Consider the following 17028-nt stretch of genomic DNA (forward strand, 5'->3'; position numbering starts at 1 on the left):
CGACACGGCCAAGGCGCGACGCTATGGTGCCGTGCAGGGCGCGCCGGGGTTCTGCTGCAGCTGCGCGATGTGCCGTGCGATCGCATCCGCCGCATTCGACGCCACGCGTTGCGCGCCTTGCGCCAGCGCATCGATGCCGCTGGCCACGGGCTCGCTGGTGCGCCACTGGCAGGTGGCGCTCAGGTCGGCGTCGGAGCGGCGCACCGTCCAGCTCAGGGCCGCATCGACGCGCGTGTTCTCCATCGCGTCGAACTGCCGCACCTGCACCGCGATGCGCCACGCCGGCGTGCTGGGCTGGCGGCCGCCCTTGGTCACATCAATGGCGCCCAGCCGCGCCGCGACGCCGCTCGACAGCGCATCGCGCAACTCGTTCTCGAAGGACGACGACCAGCGGTGCTGCTCGAGCAGCGCCACCTCGGCGCTCCGACCATCGGCCTGGTGCACGACCATCTGCGGCCGAGCCAGCCGCTCGGGCACCGCGACCGGCGCCAGTTCGATGAACACGGGTGTGCCGGAAACCGGCGCCGTGCGCGAAGAGCCACCCGGCGCAGCGAGCGTGTAGTAGCGGTCAGGCGCACTGGCGCAGCCGGCGGCGAGCAAGGCGGCCGCCAGGCACACGGCAGCGGCAAGGGAAGTTGAGCGTCGCGTCATTTCTTCTGGTCTTCCGGTTTGCCGCGCAGGAGCGACTCGGGGTGGCGTTCGAGGTAGTCGGTGAGCACGCGGACCGAGCCCGCGGCACGCGTCAGCTCCTGCAGCGTCTGGCGCATGTCCTGCTGCAGGGGCGAGTCCTGCGCCAGCGTGCGCTCGGCGGAGTTGATGGTCTTGCGCGCGTCCTTCATGGCGGCGGTGATCTCGGGCGACACGTCGTTGTTGAGCGTGCGCGTGAGCTGCTCGGCGCTCACCAGCGTCTTGTTGAGCGTGGCGAGCGCGCTGCGCATGTCGGTGCCGATCTGCTCGAAGGGCACCTTGTTGACCTTGCTCACGATCTCCTGCACCTGCGACTGCAGTTCGTCGAGGCTGTTCTGCATCGTGGGCAGTTCGACCGGGTCCTTGTCGATATCGACGGTCGCCGTCGGCGCGTTGGGAAAGAAGTCGAGCGCAATGTAGTTCTGCCCGGTCAGCAGGTTGCCGGTGCGCATCTGCGCGCGCAGGCCCTTGCCGACGAGGAAGCGCAGCCGCTGCCGTTGCGTGAAGCGCGACTCGGCCACTTCGCCGGGCTTGCGGGAGCGCAGACGGTCGGGGTAGACCGTGGCGATCACCGGCATGCGGAACTCGCGCTCGCTCCGGTCGAACTGGATGCCGATCGACTTGACCTCGCCGATCACCACGCCACGGAAGTCGATCGGCGCACCGGGCGACAGGCCGCGCAGCGACTGGTTGAAGTGCAGCAGCACCGTCTCGGCCGGGCCGTCCGGCGGCTTCATCGCGACGCCCTCGTCCTCGGCCAGCGCGAAGGCGGTGTTCTCGCCGGCGACCGGCCCGTTCTCGTTCTCGGGCGCACCGAAGGCGATGCCGCCCAGCAGGATGGTCGCGAGCGACTGGGTGCGCAAGGTGATGCCGCCGGCGTTGAGCCGCATGTCGAGCCCGCTGGCCTGCCAGAAGCGCGAGTTGCCGCCCACGAATTTGTCGTAGGGCGCGTTGACGAAGATGCGCAGCGTCACACCACGTCCGTCGTCGTTCAGCTCGTAGGCCGCGACCTGGCCCACCTTGATGCGGCGGAAGTACACCGGCGAGCCGACGTCGAGCGACCCGATGTCCGCCGCGCGCAGCAGGAACTGCTTGCCCGACGCGTCTCGGGTGACGATCGGCGGAACTTCGAGGCCGGTGAACTCCTTGGCGCTCTCTTCGGCCGTTCCGGCGTCGGCGCCGATGTACGCGCCGGAGAGCAGCGTGCTCAGGCCCGAGATACCCGAGGTGTCCAGGCGCGGGCGCACCACCCAATAGCGCGTGTCCTGCGCGGTGAAGGCGTCCGCGTCCTTGTTGAGCTGCAGCGTCACCCGCACATGGGAGCGATCGTTCGACAGGCGCAGACTCTGCACCACGCCGATCTGCACATCCTTGTACTTCACGGCGGTCTTGCCCGCCTCCAGCCCCTCGGCGGTCTTGAAGGTCAGCACGATCTCGGGGCCACGGTCGATCAGGATGCGCGCCACCAGGAAGATCCCGACCAGCGCAGCCACCACCGGGATCAGCCAGATCAACGACGGCATCCAGTCGCGTCTGCGGGCCACGCGCGGTGCGGGCAGTCCGCCGGCGCCCGCGGGCGCGGGGCGAGGATCGTTTTCACTCATGTCGTACTTCCGTTGTGTGTTCTTCGTCAGTCGGGCCGTCCCAACTGAGCTTGGGATCGAAGCTGATCGACGCCAGCATCGTCAGCACGACCACCGCGCCGAAGGCGGCGATGCCCACGCCCGCGGTGATCTCCGCGAAACCCTGGATGCGCACCAGCCCGGCCAGCAGCGCCACCACGAACACGTCGAGCATCGACCAGCGGCCGATGATCTCGATCACGTGATAGAGCTTGGCACGTTCGGCACAGCGCCAGTTGCTGCGCCGCTGCGCGCTCACCACCAGCACGAACAATGCCGCCAGCTTGAACAGCGGCACCAGAAAGCTGGCGACGAAGACGATGGCGGCCAGGCCGTAGGCACCGGTCACCCAGAAATAGATGATGCCGCTCATGATGGTGTCGTCGCTGCGGCCGAACAGGGTGCGGGTGATCATCACGGGCAGCAGGTTGGCCGGCAGGTACATCAGGCAGGCCGCAATCAGGAAGGCCCAGGTGCGCCGCAGGCTGTCGGGCTTGCGGATGTGCAGCGGCGTGCCGCAGCGGCCGCAGCGCGCGCCCTCCTCCGCGTCCTGCCACACGGTGCCGCAATGGCGGCAGCCGATCAGGCCGGTGTCGATGGCGCGCTGCGGCGGCTGCGTCGTCACGCGGCTTCCTCGCGGCCGGAGGCTTCGGCTTGCGCCTCGGCCTCGTTGGCGGCGCCTTCGGCCATCTCCCAGAAGCCGCGCGGGTCGAAGGCCAGCACCGCCGTCAGCAGCACCGTGAGCACCATGAAGGCATAGAGCGCAGGCCCGGGCAGCACCGTGGCCATGCTCGACAGCTTGACCAGCGCCACCAGCACGCCGAGCAGGAAGACCTCGATCATTCCCCAGGGCCGCAGCGACTGCATGGCGCGCACCAGCCAGGCGAAGCCGGCGACCACCCGGCCCTGCCGGCGCAGCGGAATGAGCAGCCACAGCAGGATCAGCAGTTGCAGCAGCGGAAACAGGATGGTGGTGGCCAGCACCAGCAGCGCCACCAGGGACATGCCCTCGCCGGCCAGCACCACCACGGCGCCGGCCAGCGTGGTCTGGCTGCGCAGGCCGCGCAGCTCGATCTCGACGATCGGGAACAGGTTGGCGACGGCGAACATGATCAGGCCCGCCACCGCCAGCGGAAGGATGCGTGCCTGCTGCCCGCCCAGGTGGCGATCCAGCTCGGTGCCGCAGCGTGGGCAGCACGCCACCTCGCGGGCGCGCAGCGGCGTGCGGTGGTAGACCGCGTCGCAGCCCTCGCAGACGATCGCCTCGGAAACTTCCTTCATTGCGGCGAGCTTAATGGCTTGGCGCTGCCGCCACCCTCAGACGAAGGCTGCTGCAGATGCCGGCCAGCGCCGCGCAGGCCGCTGCCAGGCCCAGCGCGATGACCGGTCCGCGGCCGGCGTGCGGGCTCCAGATGCTGAAGACGGCCGCCAGCAGCACCGCGCCGGTGGTCTGGCCGGTCAGCCGGGCCGTCCCCAGCATGCCGCTGGCGGCACCGCTGCGGTGCCGCGGCGGCGAGGTGACGATGGTGTGGTTATTGGGCGACTGGAACAGGCCGAAGCCGGCGCCGCACAGCACCATGCGCCAGGCGATGTCCAGGTCGCTGGGCTGGGCCGGCAAGCCGGCCAGCAAGGCCAGGCCGAGCGCCAGCAGGCCGAGCCCGATGCCGCCGAGCAGCCCGTCGGGGTAGCGGCCGATCAGCCGGCCGGCGACCGGCGCCATCACCACGATCGCCAGCGGCCACACGCTCATCAACAGCCCGGCCTGCAGGTGCGTGCGGCCGTACACGTCGAGCAGCAGGAAGGGCAGCGCGATGTACGACAGCATCTGCGCGCAGAAGGCCGCGACCGAGGTGCCCATCGACAGCGCGAAGACCGGGATGCGCAGCAGGTCGACCGGGAACAGCGGCAGCGCGAGCTTGCGCTGGCGCCGAAGGAACACGACGCCGACCGCGATGCCCGCGAGCAGCAGCACCCAGGCCATGGGCTGCGCGCCGGCGCCGCCCTCGCGCACGCCCAGACCGTCGGCACCGAGGAAGATGAGCGAGAACATCAGCACGTTGAGCAGCACGTCGCCCCAGGAAAAGCGTGATCCGGTGTTCGGCGCGGTGACATTGACCGGCAGCGAGCGCATGCCGAGCATCAGCACCACCAGCCCCAGCGGCACGTTGAAGGCGAAGAGCCACGGCCAGGAAGCGACCGACAGGATCGCCGCCGCCACCGACGGGCCCGCGACCGAGGCGGTGGCCACCACCATCGAATTGATCGCCATGCCGCGGCCGAGCTGCGCCGACGGGTAGATGAGCCGGACCAGCGCCGCGTTGACGCTCATGATGCCGGCGGCACCGAGGCCCTGCAGCGCGCGGGCCGCGATCAGCGTGTCGAGCGAATTCGCCAGCGTGGCGCCGAGCGATGCGGCGGTGAAGAGCGCCATGCCCACCAGGTAGACCCGGCGGTAGCCGATCAGGTCGCCCAGCGAGGCCAGCGGCAGCAGCATGACGAGGGTGGCGATCTGGTAGGCGTTGACGACCCAGATCGAATGCGAGGCGCTGGCCTGCAGCTCGCGGGCGATGCCCGGCAGCGCCAGGTTGACGATGGTGCCGTCGAGCACCGCGACCATGATGCCGAGCACGATCACGGCCATCGCACGCCGGCGCTGCGGCATCGGGAGGCCATCGGCAGCTGCGTGAGCGGGCGCGGCGGCGGCGCTGTTCAGGGGCGTGGCCGCCATCTCAGCGCACCACGGTTTTCAGGTGCGGCGCCTGCCTGCCCAGCGTCAGCCAGGTCAGCAGCATCGCCACCAGCGCACCACCGGCCATGCCGGCCACCATGGGCAACGGTCGGCCATCGGTGAACAGCCCGACCACGCCCATCACCACGGCGCCGGTGAGCATCTGCAGCGTGCCGAGCAGCGCCGACGCGGTGCCGGCGATGGCGCCATGCTGCTCGAGTGCCAGCACCGAGGTGGTGGGGATGACCAGGCCCATCAGCCCGCTGGCGATGAAGTACAGCACCAGCAGCACGGCCAGCGCGTCGCCGCCGAGGAAGAAGTACAGGAACAGCGCGATCATCACCAGGCCGCAGGCGCCCACCGCGCCCTTGACCACGGGCACCAGGCCGAAGCGCTCGCCGAGCACGCCGTTGAACTGCGCCGCAGCGAAGAAGGCGGCGGCGTTCACACCGAAGGCCACGCTGTACATCGTCGGCGACAGGCCGTAGTGGCCGATCAGCACGAAGGAGGAGTTGGCCAGGTAGGTGAAGAAGCCCGCCATGGCGAAGCTGCCAATGAAGACCAGGCCCAGGTAATGCCGGTCGCGCAGCAGCAGGCCGTAGGCCGACAAGGCGCTGCCGAGGCTGCTGTCGACGCGCTGCGCGAGCGGGCGGGTCTCGGTCAGCGAGGTCGCGATGAGCACCAGCCCGGCCACGGCCGCGAGCGTGACGGCCCAGAATACGCCGCGCCAACCCGCGACGGCGATGACGCCGCTGCCCACCAGCGGCGCCAGGATGGGCGAGATGCTGAAGACCAGCATGAGCAGCGACATCAGCCGCGCCGCGTCGTTGCCGGTGTGCAGGTCGCGCACCACGGCGCGCGGGATCGCCATGCCCGCCGCCGCGCCCAGCCCCTGCAGAAAGCGCAGCACGATCAGCGTCTCGATGTTCTCGGCCAGCGCGCAGCCGACGCTGGCCAGCGCGAACAGCACCAAGCCGAAGTACAGCGGCGGCTTGCGCCCCACCATGTCCGACACCGGCCCGTAGAAGGGCTGGCCGGCGGCGAGCGCGAGGAAGAAGACGGTCAGGCTCATCTGGACCGGCGCGATGTCGGCGCGCAGGCTTGCGCCGATGGCCGGCAGCGCCGGCAGGTACATGTCGATGGCGAACGGCCCGATGGCCGACAGCAGGCCCAGCACCAGCGCGATGCGGAAGAAGCGCGAAGAAGTCATGCAGCGATTGTCGTCAAGGTGAAAAGGGGCTGGCCGACGCCTGCACCGCGCGGCCGGGGCGGGATTGTTTCCAAAGCTCGAACGCCGTGGTTCTTTCGGGAGGCGTTGCGCAGGCCCTTGCGGCCGCAAACTTCATCCCACAGACCAACCGAACAAGTTGATCTGGGTGAACAGGCCACCGAGCGAAGAGGCCGCTTCGAAAACGACGAAGCGGAGACACCCACCCGAGACCGGTTCGAGATCATCCAAATCATTGAAGGAACATTGACATGAACACCCGCAACATCCTCGCCGCCGCAGCCCTCTCCCTCCTGGCCGCTGCCGGCGCCCATGCCGAAACCTACGACGGCGTGCTGACGGTGAACCCGTCGGTCAGCCGCGCTGCCGTGCAGAGCGACGCCGTGACCGCTGCCCGTGCCGGCGACGTCTTCGGCGAAGGCTACGCCAGCGGCGTGCAGACCGTGAACACGACGGCCGACCGCGCCGCCGTGCGCAACCAGGCCGTGGCCACGGCACACGACCCGCTGCAGAACCTGAACGCGAAGTCGTACTACCGCGACCAGGTGCCGGCCGAGTACAAGAAGTCCAGCCTGTCGTTCACGCGCCAGGCCGCGTTCTGAAGTAACGATGGCGGCCGCGCGCCGCATCATTCGCCGAACACCAGCGACTGATGCAGCGCGACGCCGGCCACCACGCCGTCGGCCGAGGCCAGCGTGGCGTTGTGTCCCAGCAGCGCCGCGTCGCCAGCGGCATAGACGCCCGGCACGGTCGTCGACTTGGCCGCATCGGTCCGGATGAGCGGGCCGAAGGGGCCGTCGTCGAACGCACAACCCAACTGCGCACCGAGCGCACTGCCCGGACGGACGCTGGGTGCCAGGTACAGCGCGTCGAGCGGCACCGCCCGACCGTCGGCAAGGCGGATCGCCTCCAGCCCGCTTCCGGCGCCCTCGAGCGACCGGACCTTCCCCGACTCGATGTGCACCTGCTTCGCCGAAAGGCGGGCGCGGGCGTCGTCGTCCAACGGTTCGCCATCGAGGAACAGCGTGGTCGGACCCCAGTCGGAGATCAGCAGCGCCTGGTGCACCGACATCGGCACCCGGTACAGCACGCCCAAGCGCTGCCCGCCGAATTCGTAGCCATGGCAATAGGGACAGTGAAGCACGCTGGCGCCCCAGCGCTCGCGCAGTCCGGCGATCGCCGGCAGCCCGTCCTGCACGCCGAAGGCCAGCAGCAGCTTGCGGGATCGAAGCGCCTGGCCACTGTCGAGCGTCACGACGAAGCCGCCGGCGCCCTCCGCCTCTGCCGCGACCGCACGCGCCGCCACGAAGCGCACCGACGGATAGGCGAGCAGCTTGTCGCGCGCCTGCGCGATCATGGCCTGCGGCGCCATGCCGTCCTGCCCGAAGAAGCCGTGCGAGGCGGCAGCGAAGCGGTTGCGCGGTTCGCCGGCATCCACCACACACACCGTGCGACGTGCACGGGCGAGCTGCATGGCGGCCGACAGCCCGGCGAAGCTGCCGCCGATGGCGATCGCGTCATGCTGCATGCGACATCTCCAGGCTCGAAAAGCCGCCGGCGACCATGCGGCGGTGGAAGTCAGCCGACAGCGCGGCAAGCGTGACGCCATCCAGCCGCGACAGCAGCAGCGTCTCGGCCTCGCGATAGGTCTCGTCGAGCGCGGCGTTGACCGCCTGTTCCACCAGGCAGCCGGGGCTTTCGGTGCGGTGCCCGACCGCCAGCAAGGTGGGCGCGCCCAGGGCGCGGTGGATGTCGCCAAGCGTCACTTCGCTCAGCGGACACGACAGCACCCAGCCGCCGCCATGGCCCTTGCCCGAACTCACGAAGCCGGCGTCGCGCAGGCCGCTCATGAGGCGCCGAACAACGACCGGGTGGGTGTGCATCGCCACGGCGAGCGCCTCCGAGGTGGCCGGTTCGTTCCGCTCGGCCATGTGAAGAAGGATGTGCAGGACACCCGACAGCTTGCTATCTCGTTTCATGCAACATTATTAGTTGCGAAATGATTTCAACGAACGACAGCGAGCTCAATGCCCTTGCCGGCACGGTGGTTTGCAGCGCTCAACGCTCGTCGAACAGCGGCCGGGTCCCGCCCGGCCATGCCCCTTCGAGCGCCAGCATGCGCAGCTTCGCCAGCGCACCCCCGTGCGCCGAGAAACCGCCGGGCCGGCCATCGGCGGCGAGGATCCGATGGCAGGGCACGATGGGCGCGAAGGGATTGCGCCCCAAGGCCTGCCCGACCGCACGCGACAGCCCCTTGCTGCCGAGCGCTTCGGCGAGTTCGCCATAGGTCCGCGTCTCGCCGGGCGGGATGCGCCTCGCCAGCGCGTAGACGCGGCGGTGAAAGGCCGGCACGGCGTCTTCGTCGAGCACCGCATCGAGCAGCAAATCCTTCGATGTACCGTCCAGCACGGCTGCCATGGCAGCCATCGTGGCCTGCACGGCGCGCGGCGGCGCGGCCTCGTCGAGGTGGGGAAAGCGCGCTGCCATGCGGGCACGGGTGGTGGCCTCGTCCGTCTCCGGCAGCTGGGCGCCGACGATGCCCTTCGCGCCCCAGGCGATGGCGCAGGGGCCGATGGCGGTCGCGAAGAGCGCGAAACCGGCCGACGCGCTCATGACCGGCGCCCCAGCGTGCCATCCAGCGTCACATGCGCGACCAGGAAATCCAGCATCGCCCGCACCCGGGCGGGGAGCCGACCCGTCTTGCCGAGGTAGACCGCATGCATCGGTTCTATCTCGTGCGGATTGAATTCCTCCATCACCTTCACCAGCCGGCCCGCGTCGATGTCGGCCTGCACGTGATAGAGCGACAGCCGGCCCAGGCCGACGCCGTCGAGCACCAGCCGACGCAGCGCAGCGCCGTCGCCGACGCGCATGTTGCCGACGATCGGCATCTCGATCGCGCGGCCATCGACCACGAGCGGCCAGTCCGGCACCGCGCGCCGGTAGCTGGTGCCCAAACGGTTGTGGGCTTCCAGTTCCTGCGGCGTGCGCGGTGTGCCGTAGCGCGCGAGGTAGCTGGGCGCCCCGACGATCGCCTGCTCGGTTTCGCCCAGCCGCCGCGCGACCAGATCCGACGACGGGAGCTGGCCCCAGCGCACCGCGATGTCGGTGCGCTCGTCCATCAGGTCGACCACGCGGTCGGTCAGCGACACATCGACCGTGACCTGCGGATGCAGTTCGAGAAAGCGCGGCATCAAGGGCAGCAGCACATGGTGGCCGAAGGGAACGCTGGCGTTGATGCTGACCCGGCCGCGCGGCGCGGCGCCCGAGGCGGCACAGCGCTCGGCCTCGTCCATGTCGGCCAGCACGCGCAGGCTGCGTTCGTGGAACTGCTGGCCCTCGGGCGTCAACGTGAGCTTGCGGGTAGAACGATGGACCAACTGCACGGCCAACCGCGCCTCGAGGCGCGCGACCAGCTTGCTGACCGCCGACGGCGTCATGCCGAGCGCGCGTGCCGCCGCGGAAAAACCGCCGCGCTCGACCACCTGCACGAAGGCTTCCATCTCGCCGGAACGGTTGACGTCGATACGCGGCATCGTTGACTCCGATCTGTGATTTCAGTTCACAACTGTCTGTCCGGCGGGCATTCTAGTCACAGAGCACGTGCGCCGACATAGTCGACGCATCATGCCCATCGCTCTTCTTGCTCTCACCGTCGGCGCCTTCGGCATCGGCACCACCGAATTCGTCCTGATGGGCCTGTTGCAGCAGGTCGCGGACGATCTCCATGTCTCCATTGCCGCCGCCGGCCTGCTGATCTCCGGCTATGCCCTCGGCGTCGCCATCGGCGCGCCGGTGCTCACGCTGGCCACGCGCAAGCTCCCGCGCAAGACGGTGCTGCTGGCGCTGATGGCGATCTTCACGCTCGGCAACCTGGCCTGTGCGCTGGCACCGAGCTACGGCTGGCTGATGGTCGCGCGGGTGGTCACCGCGCTGGCGCACGGCACCTTCTTCGGCGTCGGCGCGGTGGTCGCCACCGGGCTGGTCGCGCCGGAGCGCCGCGCCTCGGCAATCGCCATCATGTTCACCGGCCTCACTGCCGCCACCATCCTCGGCGTGCCGGCGGGCGCATGGCTCGGCCTGCACCACGGCTGGCGCGCCTCTTTCTGGGCAGTGACCTTGATCGGCATCGCCGCGCTGGCCGTGCTGGCGCTCTTCGTGCCTCGCCGCGAGCGCAACGAAGCCCTGCCACCGTTGCGCGACGAGCTGGCGGTGCTGCGCCGCCCCCAGGTGCTGCTGGGCCTGGCGATGACGGTGATCGGCTATGCCGGCGTATTCGTCGTCTTCACCTTCGTGCAACCGCTGCTCAACCGGCTGACCGGCCTTACCGACGGTGCCGTGTCCGCGGTGCTGCTGCTCTTCGGCGGCGGCATGGCGATCGGCAACCTGCTCGGCGGCCGGCTGGCCGACCGCGGGGTGATGCGCTCGGTGCTGTGGACGCTCGGTGCCCTCGCGCTGGTGCTGGCCGCGCTGCCCTTCGCCATCGGCGCGGTCGTACCGGCGGTGCTCTTCTTCGGCGTGCTCGGCATCGCCTCGTTCGCCACCGTCGCGCCGCTGCAGATGCGCGTTCTCGACAAGGCATCGGGTGCCGGCCAGAACCTGGCGTCGAGCCTCAACATCGCGGCCTTCAACCTCGGCAACGCCATCGGCGCCGGGGCCGGCGGCCTGGTCATCGAACGGGGGCCGGGCCTGGCGTCGCTCGGCTGGGTCGCCGCCGCCATCACCTTGGTCGGCCTCGGCATCGCCGTGTGGAGCCATCAGCTCGACCGTCGTGGGACCGCCCTGCCCTGCGGTCTGCCGGCCAAAGCCTGAACCCCACCACTCCAGAAAGATCGACTTCCATGGAACACCGCTACCTCGGCCGCTCCGGCTTCAAGCTTCCTGCCCTCGGCTTCGGCGCCGGCACCTTCGGCGGGCACGGCCCGCTCTTCAGCGCCTGGGGCAACACCGACGTGGCCGGCGCGCGGCGCATCGTCGACCTGTGCCTCGATGCGGGCGTGACGCTGTTCGACACGGCCGACGTGTACTCGAACGGCGCGTCGGAAAGCATCCTCGGCGCGGCGCTCAAGGGACGGCGCCACCAGGCGATCGTCTCGACCAAGCTGTCGCTGCGCATGGGCGACGGGCCCAACGATGCTGGCGCGTCGCGGCACCACCTGCTGGCCGGCGTCGACGCCGCGCTCAAGCGCCTGGACACCGAGCACATCGACATCCTGCAACTGCACGCCTTCGACGCGATGACGCCGGTGGAGCAGGTGCTGCGCACGCTCGACGACCTGGTGCGCGCGGGCAAGGTGCGCTACATCGGCGTGTCGAACTTCTCGGGCTGGCAACTGATGAAGTCGCTGGCGGCATCGGAGCGGCTCGGGCTCGAGCGCTACGTGGCCAACCAGACCTACTACTCGCTCATCGGCCGCGACTACGAGTACGAACTGATGCCGCTGGCCATCGACCAGGGCGTGGGCGCGATCGTGTGGAGCCCGCTCGGCTGGGGCCGCCTCACCGGCAAGATCCGCCGCGGCCAGCCGCTGCCTGCCGGCAGCAGGCTGCACGACACCGAAGGCTTCGCGCCGCCCTCGGACGCCGAGCGCCTGTACCGCGTGGTGGATGCGCTGGACGAGATCGCGGCCGAAACCGGCAAGACCCTGCCGCAGATCGCCATCAACTGGCTGCTGCAGCGCCCCACCGTCACCAGCGTGCTGGTCGGCGCGCGCGACGAGGCCCAACTGCGCGAGAACCTGGGCGCGGCCGGCTGGTCGCTCACACCGGCCCAGGTGGCGCGGCTCGACGCGGCCAGCGCCGTGATCCCGCCCTATCCGTACTACCCGTACTGGAACGGGCAGTTCGCCGAGCGCAGCCCGGTCGCGGTGTGAGGCGGCCGGGCGGCACCGGACCGCTCGCGGCCGTCAGCTCACCGGCGAGACGAACGAGATCAACCGCCCCATGCGTGCGATGAAGTTCGAGGTGACGATGAACTGCGGCTTCTCGCGCGACACATACGGCGCGATGGCCGGCGGTGCGTCGGCGGGGTACGGCGAGGTGTCGTAGATGTCGCCCACATGGCGGCTGCGGTAGGCGGTGCCGGTGTAGGGCGTCGCCGGGCCGTTGCCGCGGTAGGGGTTCACGATCTCGGGGACGGGGGCGGTCCAGTACTTCCCGTCCACCAGCGCACCCACGATGGTCTGCACTTCCGATTCCGGCACCGTCGGCGTCTTCAACACGGCGCCCTCGAAGAGGTCCGGGAAGTCCACTTCGCGCACCGCCGCGAAGTACTTCGGCAGCGTCCGCGCCGTGGTGGTCCGAAGCGGCGACTTCGCGACCATCGCATCGACCTGCGCCTGCGTCATGGCGTTGTACTCGTCCAGCCGCTTCTGCAGCGCTGCGGTGTCGACGGTGCGGCCCGACGAGTAGTGGCTGATCGTGTTGGTGATGTCCTTGTCGAAGAAGTAGGCGCCGTTGTGGATGTTCGATCCGTACCGGTGGATGAACAGCGGCGCGTTGGTGTCGAGCTCGATGAAGGTCGCGACGTTGCGGCCGGCCAGCAGCGGGTTGAGCGTCGCGACGTTCGCCGGCAGCTGGATCGACGCCGACTTGAGCCAGTCGATCGCCTTCTGCAATTGCGACAGGTACTTGCGGTCACCGGTCAGCGTGAAGTAGCCGAACAGCTGCTGGATGTTGGTCTGCGTGGTGTGCGTGGCCAACGAGCGCGGCTCGTACGAGCGAGCCCCGGCAGGGGCACCGGCCGGACGGCCGCTCGTTTCACGCGACAGGTGCTGCAGGCTCCAGCCCGACTGCAGCGGCAGCACGCCCGAGGTCCATTGCATGCGCTGCATACAGTCCATCGCCCGCGTGATGTTGGCGACCAGGTCGGTGCGGCCCAGCGTCATCACGCACATCGTCAGGAACTTGATGTTCTCGCCCATCACGTCGTCGTTGAAGGTGACGTGCAGCGTGTAGTCGCTGTCTTCCATGCCCGCGCGCGCGCCGGCCGGCAACTGCGTGGGGTTGGGCAGCGGCATCGAACTGATCGCGTTCGGGTTGTGCGGAAAGCGCTGCGGCCAGCCGCCATCGGCGATGCCGAATTGCGGGCCGAACTGCGCGTCGGTGATGAACTTGATGGCTCTGTCGGTTGCGGCCTGGTAGACCGGGTCCTTCTTCTCCAGGTACATGCGCAGCATCAACTGCGAGGCCACCGCGGTGGTTGCATCGTCGAAGGTGGCATTGCCGTAGTAATGCTGAAACTCCTCCAGCCGCCAGCCATTCATGCCGATGGTGTCGTACCAGTGCTTGAGGGATTCCTCGCCGGCGAAGTCGTAGATGTAGTTCCAGCCGCCCGAGGGATGCTGCGCGGCTGCAACGGCCTTGGCCGTGCGGTCGGCGGCCTGGTAGAAGCGCTCGTCGCCGGTGGCGTGATAGGCGTCCAGGTAGATGTGGCCGATGGAGGAGGTGCCCGGCGGCTGCAGCCACAGCATGGTCCGCTTGGCCTCCATCTCGCCGAAGGTCTGCGTCAGGTCGGGCGAATACGACCACACGTAGCCGCCGCGGTAGGACACCACGTCGTCCATGTAGCTGGCGGCGCTCTTGAGCGCCGCCGTCGCGGTGGCTTGAGGGGTGGGTGCCGGCGTGGGCGGCGGTGCGGGCGGCGGTGCGGGCGGGGGGGAATCGTCGCCACCGCCGCCACAGGCGGCCAAGGCGAGCGGGGACAGGGCCGCGATCGCAAATTGTCTGCGTTTCATGAAGGACCTCTTTGGGTTTGAGTGCCGGCAATGCCGGGCCCACGTCGTCTGATGTCTTACAACATCAGTTGTCTGCACAACGCTGGCCTGACCATTCTTGCGGTCAGTCTCCAATCAGGTCAACGGAATCCCTGTCATAAACGAGGTAACAACTTGCACGATGTCGTACAACGACGTAGGCAGCGCTGCGACGAGGCCGGAGGTCGTGGCGCATTCCGACGAGGTCTTCAGCCGCCGCTCTGGAGCCGCCTGTACTCGCTCCGCTTCATCGTCAGGTACTCCTCACGCTCGGTCTCATGCAACTGCCGCGCATAGCGTTCGGTGGCGTCGAACCAGGCCGCCAGCCGACGCTCGAGCTGCTCCGGCTTCGGCGCATCGAGGAAGGCGTCGATGGCCAGGTAGTAGCGCATCGTGTTGCGCTCCACCACGCCGCGGACGCCGCCGATCGGTTCTGCGGCACCCTGCCCCGCGGCGCCGGCAACGGTGAAGCCGACCTTGCCGCTGCCGAGCGTGGCCAGGTAGGCCTTCATCGCGAGCCGCGCCGCCGTGCCATACCCGTAGGAATAGGCCAGATGCACGAAGGACTTGCCCTGTGGCAAGGGCACGGCCTCCAGGACGATGCGGTAGTCGCGCGTGGACAGCGGCCCCTCGGCGGCCGCCAGCTGGACCGAGAGATAGTCGGCGGTGTTCGACGCCTGAGTCCAGGTGAAGGCAACGCGTTGCGCCTGGTCGAGCGGCTGATCGAACTTGCGACCGACCGCCACCTCGATGGTGGTGCCCTGCCCCTCGCCCTTGACCGCGCAGTGCTTGGTGTTGAGGTGCAGCATCATCACCGCGCACCAGTTGGCGGGCACGGCGAGCGCACCGGTTTCGGCGAAGGGATGGTCGACGACGGCGTAGATGTCGCCGCTGAGCCGCTGCGGGCTCTCGGCCGAATCCAGCACCAGCGGCCGCTTGAACGGGTTGTTCGCCAGGCGTGCCGTCAACGCCGCGTGCTTCGCCTGCATTGAAGCGCTGTCCTGCGCGGCGGCGGGTGCGATGAGTGCCAGGGCCACCAGCGGCGTGGCGAGAAGCGCCCGGAGGCCGCGGCGGATGGGCGTGAGTGACGTGAGGAGCCTGGTGAGGAGCGTGCGTTGCGGCATGGTCGTGCAAGCTAGCACGCTCATGTCGGCGGGCGTGTAGTCAGGAACGCAATTGGGCGCGCAATTGCTGGCCGATGTCGGGTCGCTCCAGGAACGGGTCGGCCGGGTTGGTGATCGACACGATGCTCTCCATGCGGCTCTTGACGTTCCCCAGCGCCTTGGGGTGGCTGAAGATGTAGAACTGGTTGGCGGCGATGGCGTCGAACACCTTGGCCGCCACGTCCGCCGCACTCACCTTGCCGCTGCCCACCGCCTTGGCGGTCATGGCCTGGCCGATCAGCTGGCTCTTGGTCGGCTCGCCGGACGGCAGCGTGCCCGGGCGGTTGCGTTCGCTGCTGTGGATGCCGGTCGCGACGAAGTACGGGCACAGCAGGCTGGCGCCGACCTGGTCGGTGACGAGTGCCAAGTCCTGGTACAGCGTTTCGGTGAGGCTCACGACGGCATGCTTGCTGACGTTGTAGACGCCCATGTTGGGCGGCGTGAGCAGGCCGGCCATGCTGGCGGTGTTGACGATGTGGCCGCGGTACGCCGGGTCCTTCGCGGCGGCAGCCAGCATCATCGGCGTGAAGAGGCGCACGCCGTGCACCACGCCCCACACGTTGACACCCAGCACCCACTCCCAGTCGGCCACGCTGCTTTCCCAGACCAGTCCACCGGCGCCCACGCCCGCGTTGTTGAAGACGAAGTGCGGCACGCCGAAACGGGCCTGCACCGCCTCGGCCAGGGCTTCCATCTGGTCGGCCTTCGACACGTCGACCCGGCGCGCCAGCACCTGCGCACCGGCAGCCTCCATCTCGGCCTGGGCGCGGTCGAGCGCGTCCTGCTGCACGTCGACCAGCACGAGGTTCATGCCGCGCGCCGCGCCGATGCGTGCGCATTCGAGGCCGAAGCCCGAGCCGGCGCCGGTGAGCACCGCAGTCTTTCCGTGGAAGTCCTGGATCATGTCGTTGTCTCCGATGTTTTGAGCACATAGCCGATGCGCGGAAAGTGCACATGCACCGTGCCCGCGCGCGGGTCGGTGCGGCGCAGCGTGTAGTGGGTCCGCGTGGCGGCGATCAGCTCGCCCTCGGTCGGCTCGGGGCCGAAGCTTTCGGAAGTGATCCTTACGCGGCTGCCCAGCGGAATGCCATGCTCGTCCTGGAAGGTGCTGTCGGTCAGCAGCGTGTGCGGCACCGATGCGGCGGCATGCGCGATGGCCGTCGCCGCGTCGGTGCTTTCCATGGTGCCGTGGCCGATGGCCGCCATGCGGTCCATCCAGTCGAGCACCGCCGGCGTCAGTTGCAGCACGCCTGCCATCGAAGGGGTGCGCTTGCGGGTGAACCACAGCGGGTGGTAGCAGGCGAAGTCGGCGATGGTCGGCACCTCACCCAGCAGGTAGGGCGTGTCGTCCAGCATGTCCGACAGCCGCCGCAGGTAGGACTTGTAGGCCCCGGTGGCATCGGCCGGCCTCAGGCGGACCCGGTTGCCGCTCATCGCGCGGCGGTCTTCCGAGAACGCCTTGGCCGCGTCCGGTGGCGCCTTGGCAAACAGATCCTCGACCCCCTTGGGACTGAAGCTGTGCGCCATCCCGGTCCAGAACAGGGTGTCGTCGGCCCATTGCGCCAGCGTGCGCGCCAGGCCCTTGCTCGGTTCCGGATAGAGATGAGGCTCGGGCTGCAGATGCTCCAGCACATCGCAGATGAGCGCGCTGTCGCAGTAGATGTCGGCGCCGACCTGCAGGAAGGGCGTCTTGCGGTAGCCGCCGGTGAGCGCCTGCACATCGGGCTTGGGCATGATCTGAGGCACGATGACCGAGCGCCAGGCGAGCTTCTTGTAGCCCAGCACCAGCCGGATCTTCTCGGAGAAGGGCGAGGTGGCGTAGTGGTGCAGGATCAGGTCGGACATC

The 17028-nt window shown here is 69.1% G+C and carries 17 protein-coding genes; 3 read left to right on the forward strand and 14 right to left on the reverse strand.

The window, feature by feature from the left end:
• Positions 1 to 21: 21 nt before the first annotated feature.
• From ACSFBE_RS05545 to ACSFBE_RS05570, 6 genes are read right to left on the reverse strand one after another with little or no spacing between them, the layout of a single operon-like run.
• On the reverse strand, positions 22 to 651 hold the full coding sequence (locus ACSFBE_RS05545) for a PqiC family protein (RefSeq protein ID WP_435489375.1): 630 nt from the start codon (positions 649 to 651) through the stop codon (positions 22 to 24).
• On the reverse strand, positions 648 to 2291 hold the full coding sequence (locus ACSFBE_RS05550) for a PqiB family protein (RefSeq protein ID WP_435489376.1): 1644 nt from the start codon (positions 2289 to 2291) through the stop codon (positions 648 to 650). The genes ACSFBE_RS05545 and ACSFBE_RS05550 overlap by 4 nt, the downstream gene beginning before the upstream one ends.
• The gene (locus ACSFBE_RS05555; RefSeq protein ID WP_435489377.1) at positions 2284 to 2934 is read right to left on the reverse strand and encodes a paraquat-inducible protein A; all 651 of its coding nucleotides are present in this window, start codon (positions 2932 to 2934) and stop codon (positions 2284 to 2286) included. The genes ACSFBE_RS05550 and ACSFBE_RS05555 overlap by 8 nt, the downstream gene beginning before the upstream one ends.
• Positions 2931 to 3590 carry a paraquat-inducible protein A gene (locus tag ACSFBE_RS05560; protein ID WP_435489378.1) on the reverse strand — a complete coding sequence of 220 codons (660 nt, stop codon included), beginning with the start codon at positions 3588 to 3590 and terminating at the stop codon, positions 2931 to 2933. The genes ACSFBE_RS05555 and ACSFBE_RS05560 overlap by 4 nt, the downstream gene beginning before the upstream one ends.
• A 10-nt stretch (positions 3591 to 3600) precedes the next feature.
• On the reverse strand, positions 3601 to 5037 hold the full coding sequence (locus tag ACSFBE_RS05565; RefSeq protein ID WP_435489379.1) for an MFS transporter: 1437 nt from the start codon (positions 5035 to 5037) through the stop codon (positions 3601 to 3603).
• A 1-nt stretch (position 5038) separates the two neighbouring features.
• Entirely contained in the window at positions 5039 to 6247 is a 1209-nt protein-coding gene (locus ACSFBE_RS05570) for a multidrug effflux MFS transporter (protein WP_435489380.1), read from the reverse strand.
• Between the two features lie 269 nt (positions 6248 to 6516).
• Here ACSFBE_RS05570 and ACSFBE_RS05575 point away from each other — a divergent pair, with 269 nt between their 5' ends.
• Positions 6517 to 6867 (forward strand): alpha/beta hydrolase, encoded by a 351-nt coding sequence (locus tag ACSFBE_RS05575; protein WP_435489381.1) that lies wholly within the window; start codon positions 6517 to 6519, stop codon positions 6865 to 6867.
• A 26-nt stretch (positions 6868 to 6893) separates the two neighbouring features.
• Here ACSFBE_RS05575 and ACSFBE_RS05580 read toward each other — a convergent pair whose 3' ends face one another.
• The 4 genes from ACSFBE_RS05580 to ACSFBE_RS05595 form a co-directional block, all read right to left on the reverse strand.
• Complete coding sequence (locus tag ACSFBE_RS05580) at positions 6894 to 7793, reverse strand: NAD(P)/FAD-dependent oxidoreductase (protein WP_435489382.1); 900 nt, start codon at positions 7791 to 7793, stop codon at positions 6894 to 6896.
• A complete protein-coding gene (locus tag ACSFBE_RS05585) occupies positions 7783 to 8244 on the reverse strand; it encodes an Rrf2 family transcriptional regulator (protein WP_435489383.1) in 462 nt (153 codons plus the stop codon). The genes ACSFBE_RS05580 and ACSFBE_RS05585 overlap by 11 nt, the downstream gene beginning before the upstream one ends.
• Before the next feature lie 79 nt (positions 8245 to 8323).
• Entirely contained in the window at positions 8324 to 8878 is a 555-nt protein-coding gene (locus tag ACSFBE_RS05590) for a methylated-DNA--[protein]-cysteine S-methyltransferase (protein ID WP_435489384.1), read from the reverse strand.
• On the reverse strand, positions 8875 to 9801 hold the full coding sequence (locus tag ACSFBE_RS05595; protein ID WP_435489385.1) for a LysR family transcriptional regulator: 927 nt from the start codon (positions 9799 to 9801) through the stop codon (positions 8875 to 8877). Before ACSFBE_RS05595 ends, ACSFBE_RS05590 begins: the two co-directional genes overlap by 4 nt.
• Positions 9802 to 9892: 91 nt before the next feature.
• On the opposite strand from ACSFBE_RS05595, the gene ACSFBE_RS05600 reads away from it, so the two are divergent.
• Both ACSFBE_RS05600 and ACSFBE_RS05605 read left to right on the forward strand, forming a co-directional pair.
• Positions 9893 to 11077, forward strand: a complete 1185-nt coding sequence (locus tag ACSFBE_RS05600; protein ID WP_435489386.1) for an MFS transporter — start codon at positions 9893 to 9895, stop codon at positions 11075 to 11077.
• Positions 11078 to 11106: 29 nt separating this feature from the next.
• Positions 11107 to 12138, forward strand: a complete 1032-nt coding sequence (locus tag ACSFBE_RS05605; protein ID WP_435489387.1) for an aldo/keto reductase — start codon at positions 11107 to 11109, stop codon at positions 12136 to 12138.
• 33 nt (positions 12139 to 12171) lie between these two features.
• Here the strand turns inward: ACSFBE_RS05605 and ACSFBE_RS05610 are convergent, their stop codons facing one another.
• From ACSFBE_RS05610 to ACSFBE_RS05625, 4 genes are all read right to left on the reverse strand, one after another.
• Positions 12172 to 14001, reverse strand: a complete 1830-nt coding sequence (locus ACSFBE_RS05610; protein WP_435489388.1) for a pectate lyase — start codon at positions 13999 to 14001, stop codon at positions 12172 to 12174.
• A 227-nt stretch (positions 14002 to 14228) separates the two neighbouring features.
• Positions 14229 to 15167, reverse strand: coding sequence for a hypothetical protein (locus tag ACSFBE_RS05615; RefSeq protein WP_435489389.1), 939 nt, complete (start codon positions 15165 to 15167; stop codon positions 14229 to 14231).
• 16 nt (positions 15168 to 15183) lie between these two features.
• Positions 15184 to 16086, reverse strand: coding sequence for an SDR family oxidoreductase (locus tag ACSFBE_RS05620; protein WP_435489390.1), 903 nt, complete (start codon positions 16084 to 16086; stop codon positions 15184 to 15186).
• Positions 16083 to 17027, reverse strand: coding sequence for a glutathione S-transferase family protein (locus ACSFBE_RS05625; protein ID WP_435489391.1), 945 nt, complete (start codon positions 17025 to 17027; stop codon positions 16083 to 16085). Before ACSFBE_RS05625 ends, ACSFBE_RS05620 begins: the two co-directional genes overlap by 4 nt.
• Position 17028 lies beyond the last annotated feature (1 nt).

Source organism: Variovorax sucrosi (genome assembly GCF_051216635.1).
Lineage (GTDB): Bacteria > Pseudomonadota > Gammaproteobacteria > Burkholderiales > Burkholderiaceae_C > Variovorax.

Bases quoted from the DNA above. Each gene is read 5' to 3' on its own strand.
- ACSFBE_RS05545 (WP_435489375.1), bottom strand. From the start codon at position 651: ATGACGCGACGCTCAACTTCCCTTGCCGCTGCCGTGTGCCTGGCGGCC.
- ACSFBE_RS05550 (WP_435489376.1), bottom strand. From the start codon at position 2,291: ATGAGTGAAAACGATCCTCGCCCCGCGCCCGCGGGCGCCGGCGGACTG.
- ACSFBE_RS05560 (WP_435489378.1), bottom strand. From the start codon at position 3,590: ATGAAGGAAGTTTCCGAGGCGATCGTCTGCGAGGGCTGCGACGCGGTC.
- ACSFBE_RS05565 (WP_435489379.1), bottom strand. From the start codon at position 5,037: ATGGCGGCCACGCCCCTGAACAGCGCCGCCGCCGCGCCCGCTCACGCA.
- ACSFBE_RS05570 (WP_435489380.1), bottom strand. From the start codon at position 6,247: ATGACTTCTTCGCGCTTCTTCCGCATCGCGCTGGTGCTGGGCCTGCTG.
- ACSFBE_RS05575 (WP_435489381.1), top strand. From the start codon at position 6,517: ATGAACACCCGCAACATCCTCGCCGCCGCAGCCCTCTCCCTCCTGGCC.
- ACSFBE_RS05580 (WP_435489382.1), bottom strand. From the start codon at position 7,793: ATGCAGCATGACGCGATCGCCATCGGCGGCAGCTTCGCCGGGCTGTCG.
- ACSFBE_RS05585 (WP_435489383.1), bottom strand. From the start codon at position 8,244: ATGAAACGAGATAGCAAGCTGTCGGGTGTCCTGCACATCCTTCTTCAC.
- ACSFBE_RS05590 (WP_435489384.1), bottom strand. From the start codon at position 8,878: ATGAGCGCGTCGGCCGGTTTCGCGCTCTTCGCGACCGCCATCGGCCCC.
- ACSFBE_RS05595 (WP_435489385.1), bottom strand. From the start codon at position 9,801: ATGCCGCGTATCGACGTCAACCGTTCCGGCGAGATGGAAGCCTTCGTG.
- ACSFBE_RS05600 (WP_435489386.1), top strand. From the start codon at position 9,893: ATGCCCATCGCTCTTCTTGCTCTCACCGTCGGCGCCTTCGGCATCGGC.
- ACSFBE_RS05605 (WP_435489387.1), top strand. From the start codon at position 11,107: ATGGAACACCGCTACCTCGGCCGCTCCGGCTTCAAGCTTCCTGCCCTC.
- ACSFBE_RS05610 (WP_435489388.1), bottom strand. From the start codon at position 14,001: ATGAAACGCAGACAATTTGCGATCGCGGCCCTGTCCCCGCTCGCCTTG.
- ACSFBE_RS05615 (WP_435489389.1), bottom strand. From the start codon at position 15,167: ATGAGCGTGCTAGCTTGCACGACCATGCCGCAACGCACGCTCCTCACC.
- ACSFBE_RS05620 (WP_435489390.1), bottom strand. From the start codon at position 16,086: ATGATCCAGGACTTCCACGGAAAGACTGCGGTGCTCACCGGCGCCGGC.
- ACSFBE_RS05625 (WP_435489391.1), bottom strand. From the start codon at position 17,027: ATGTCCGACCTGATCCTGCACCACTACGCCACCTCGCCCTTCTCCGAG.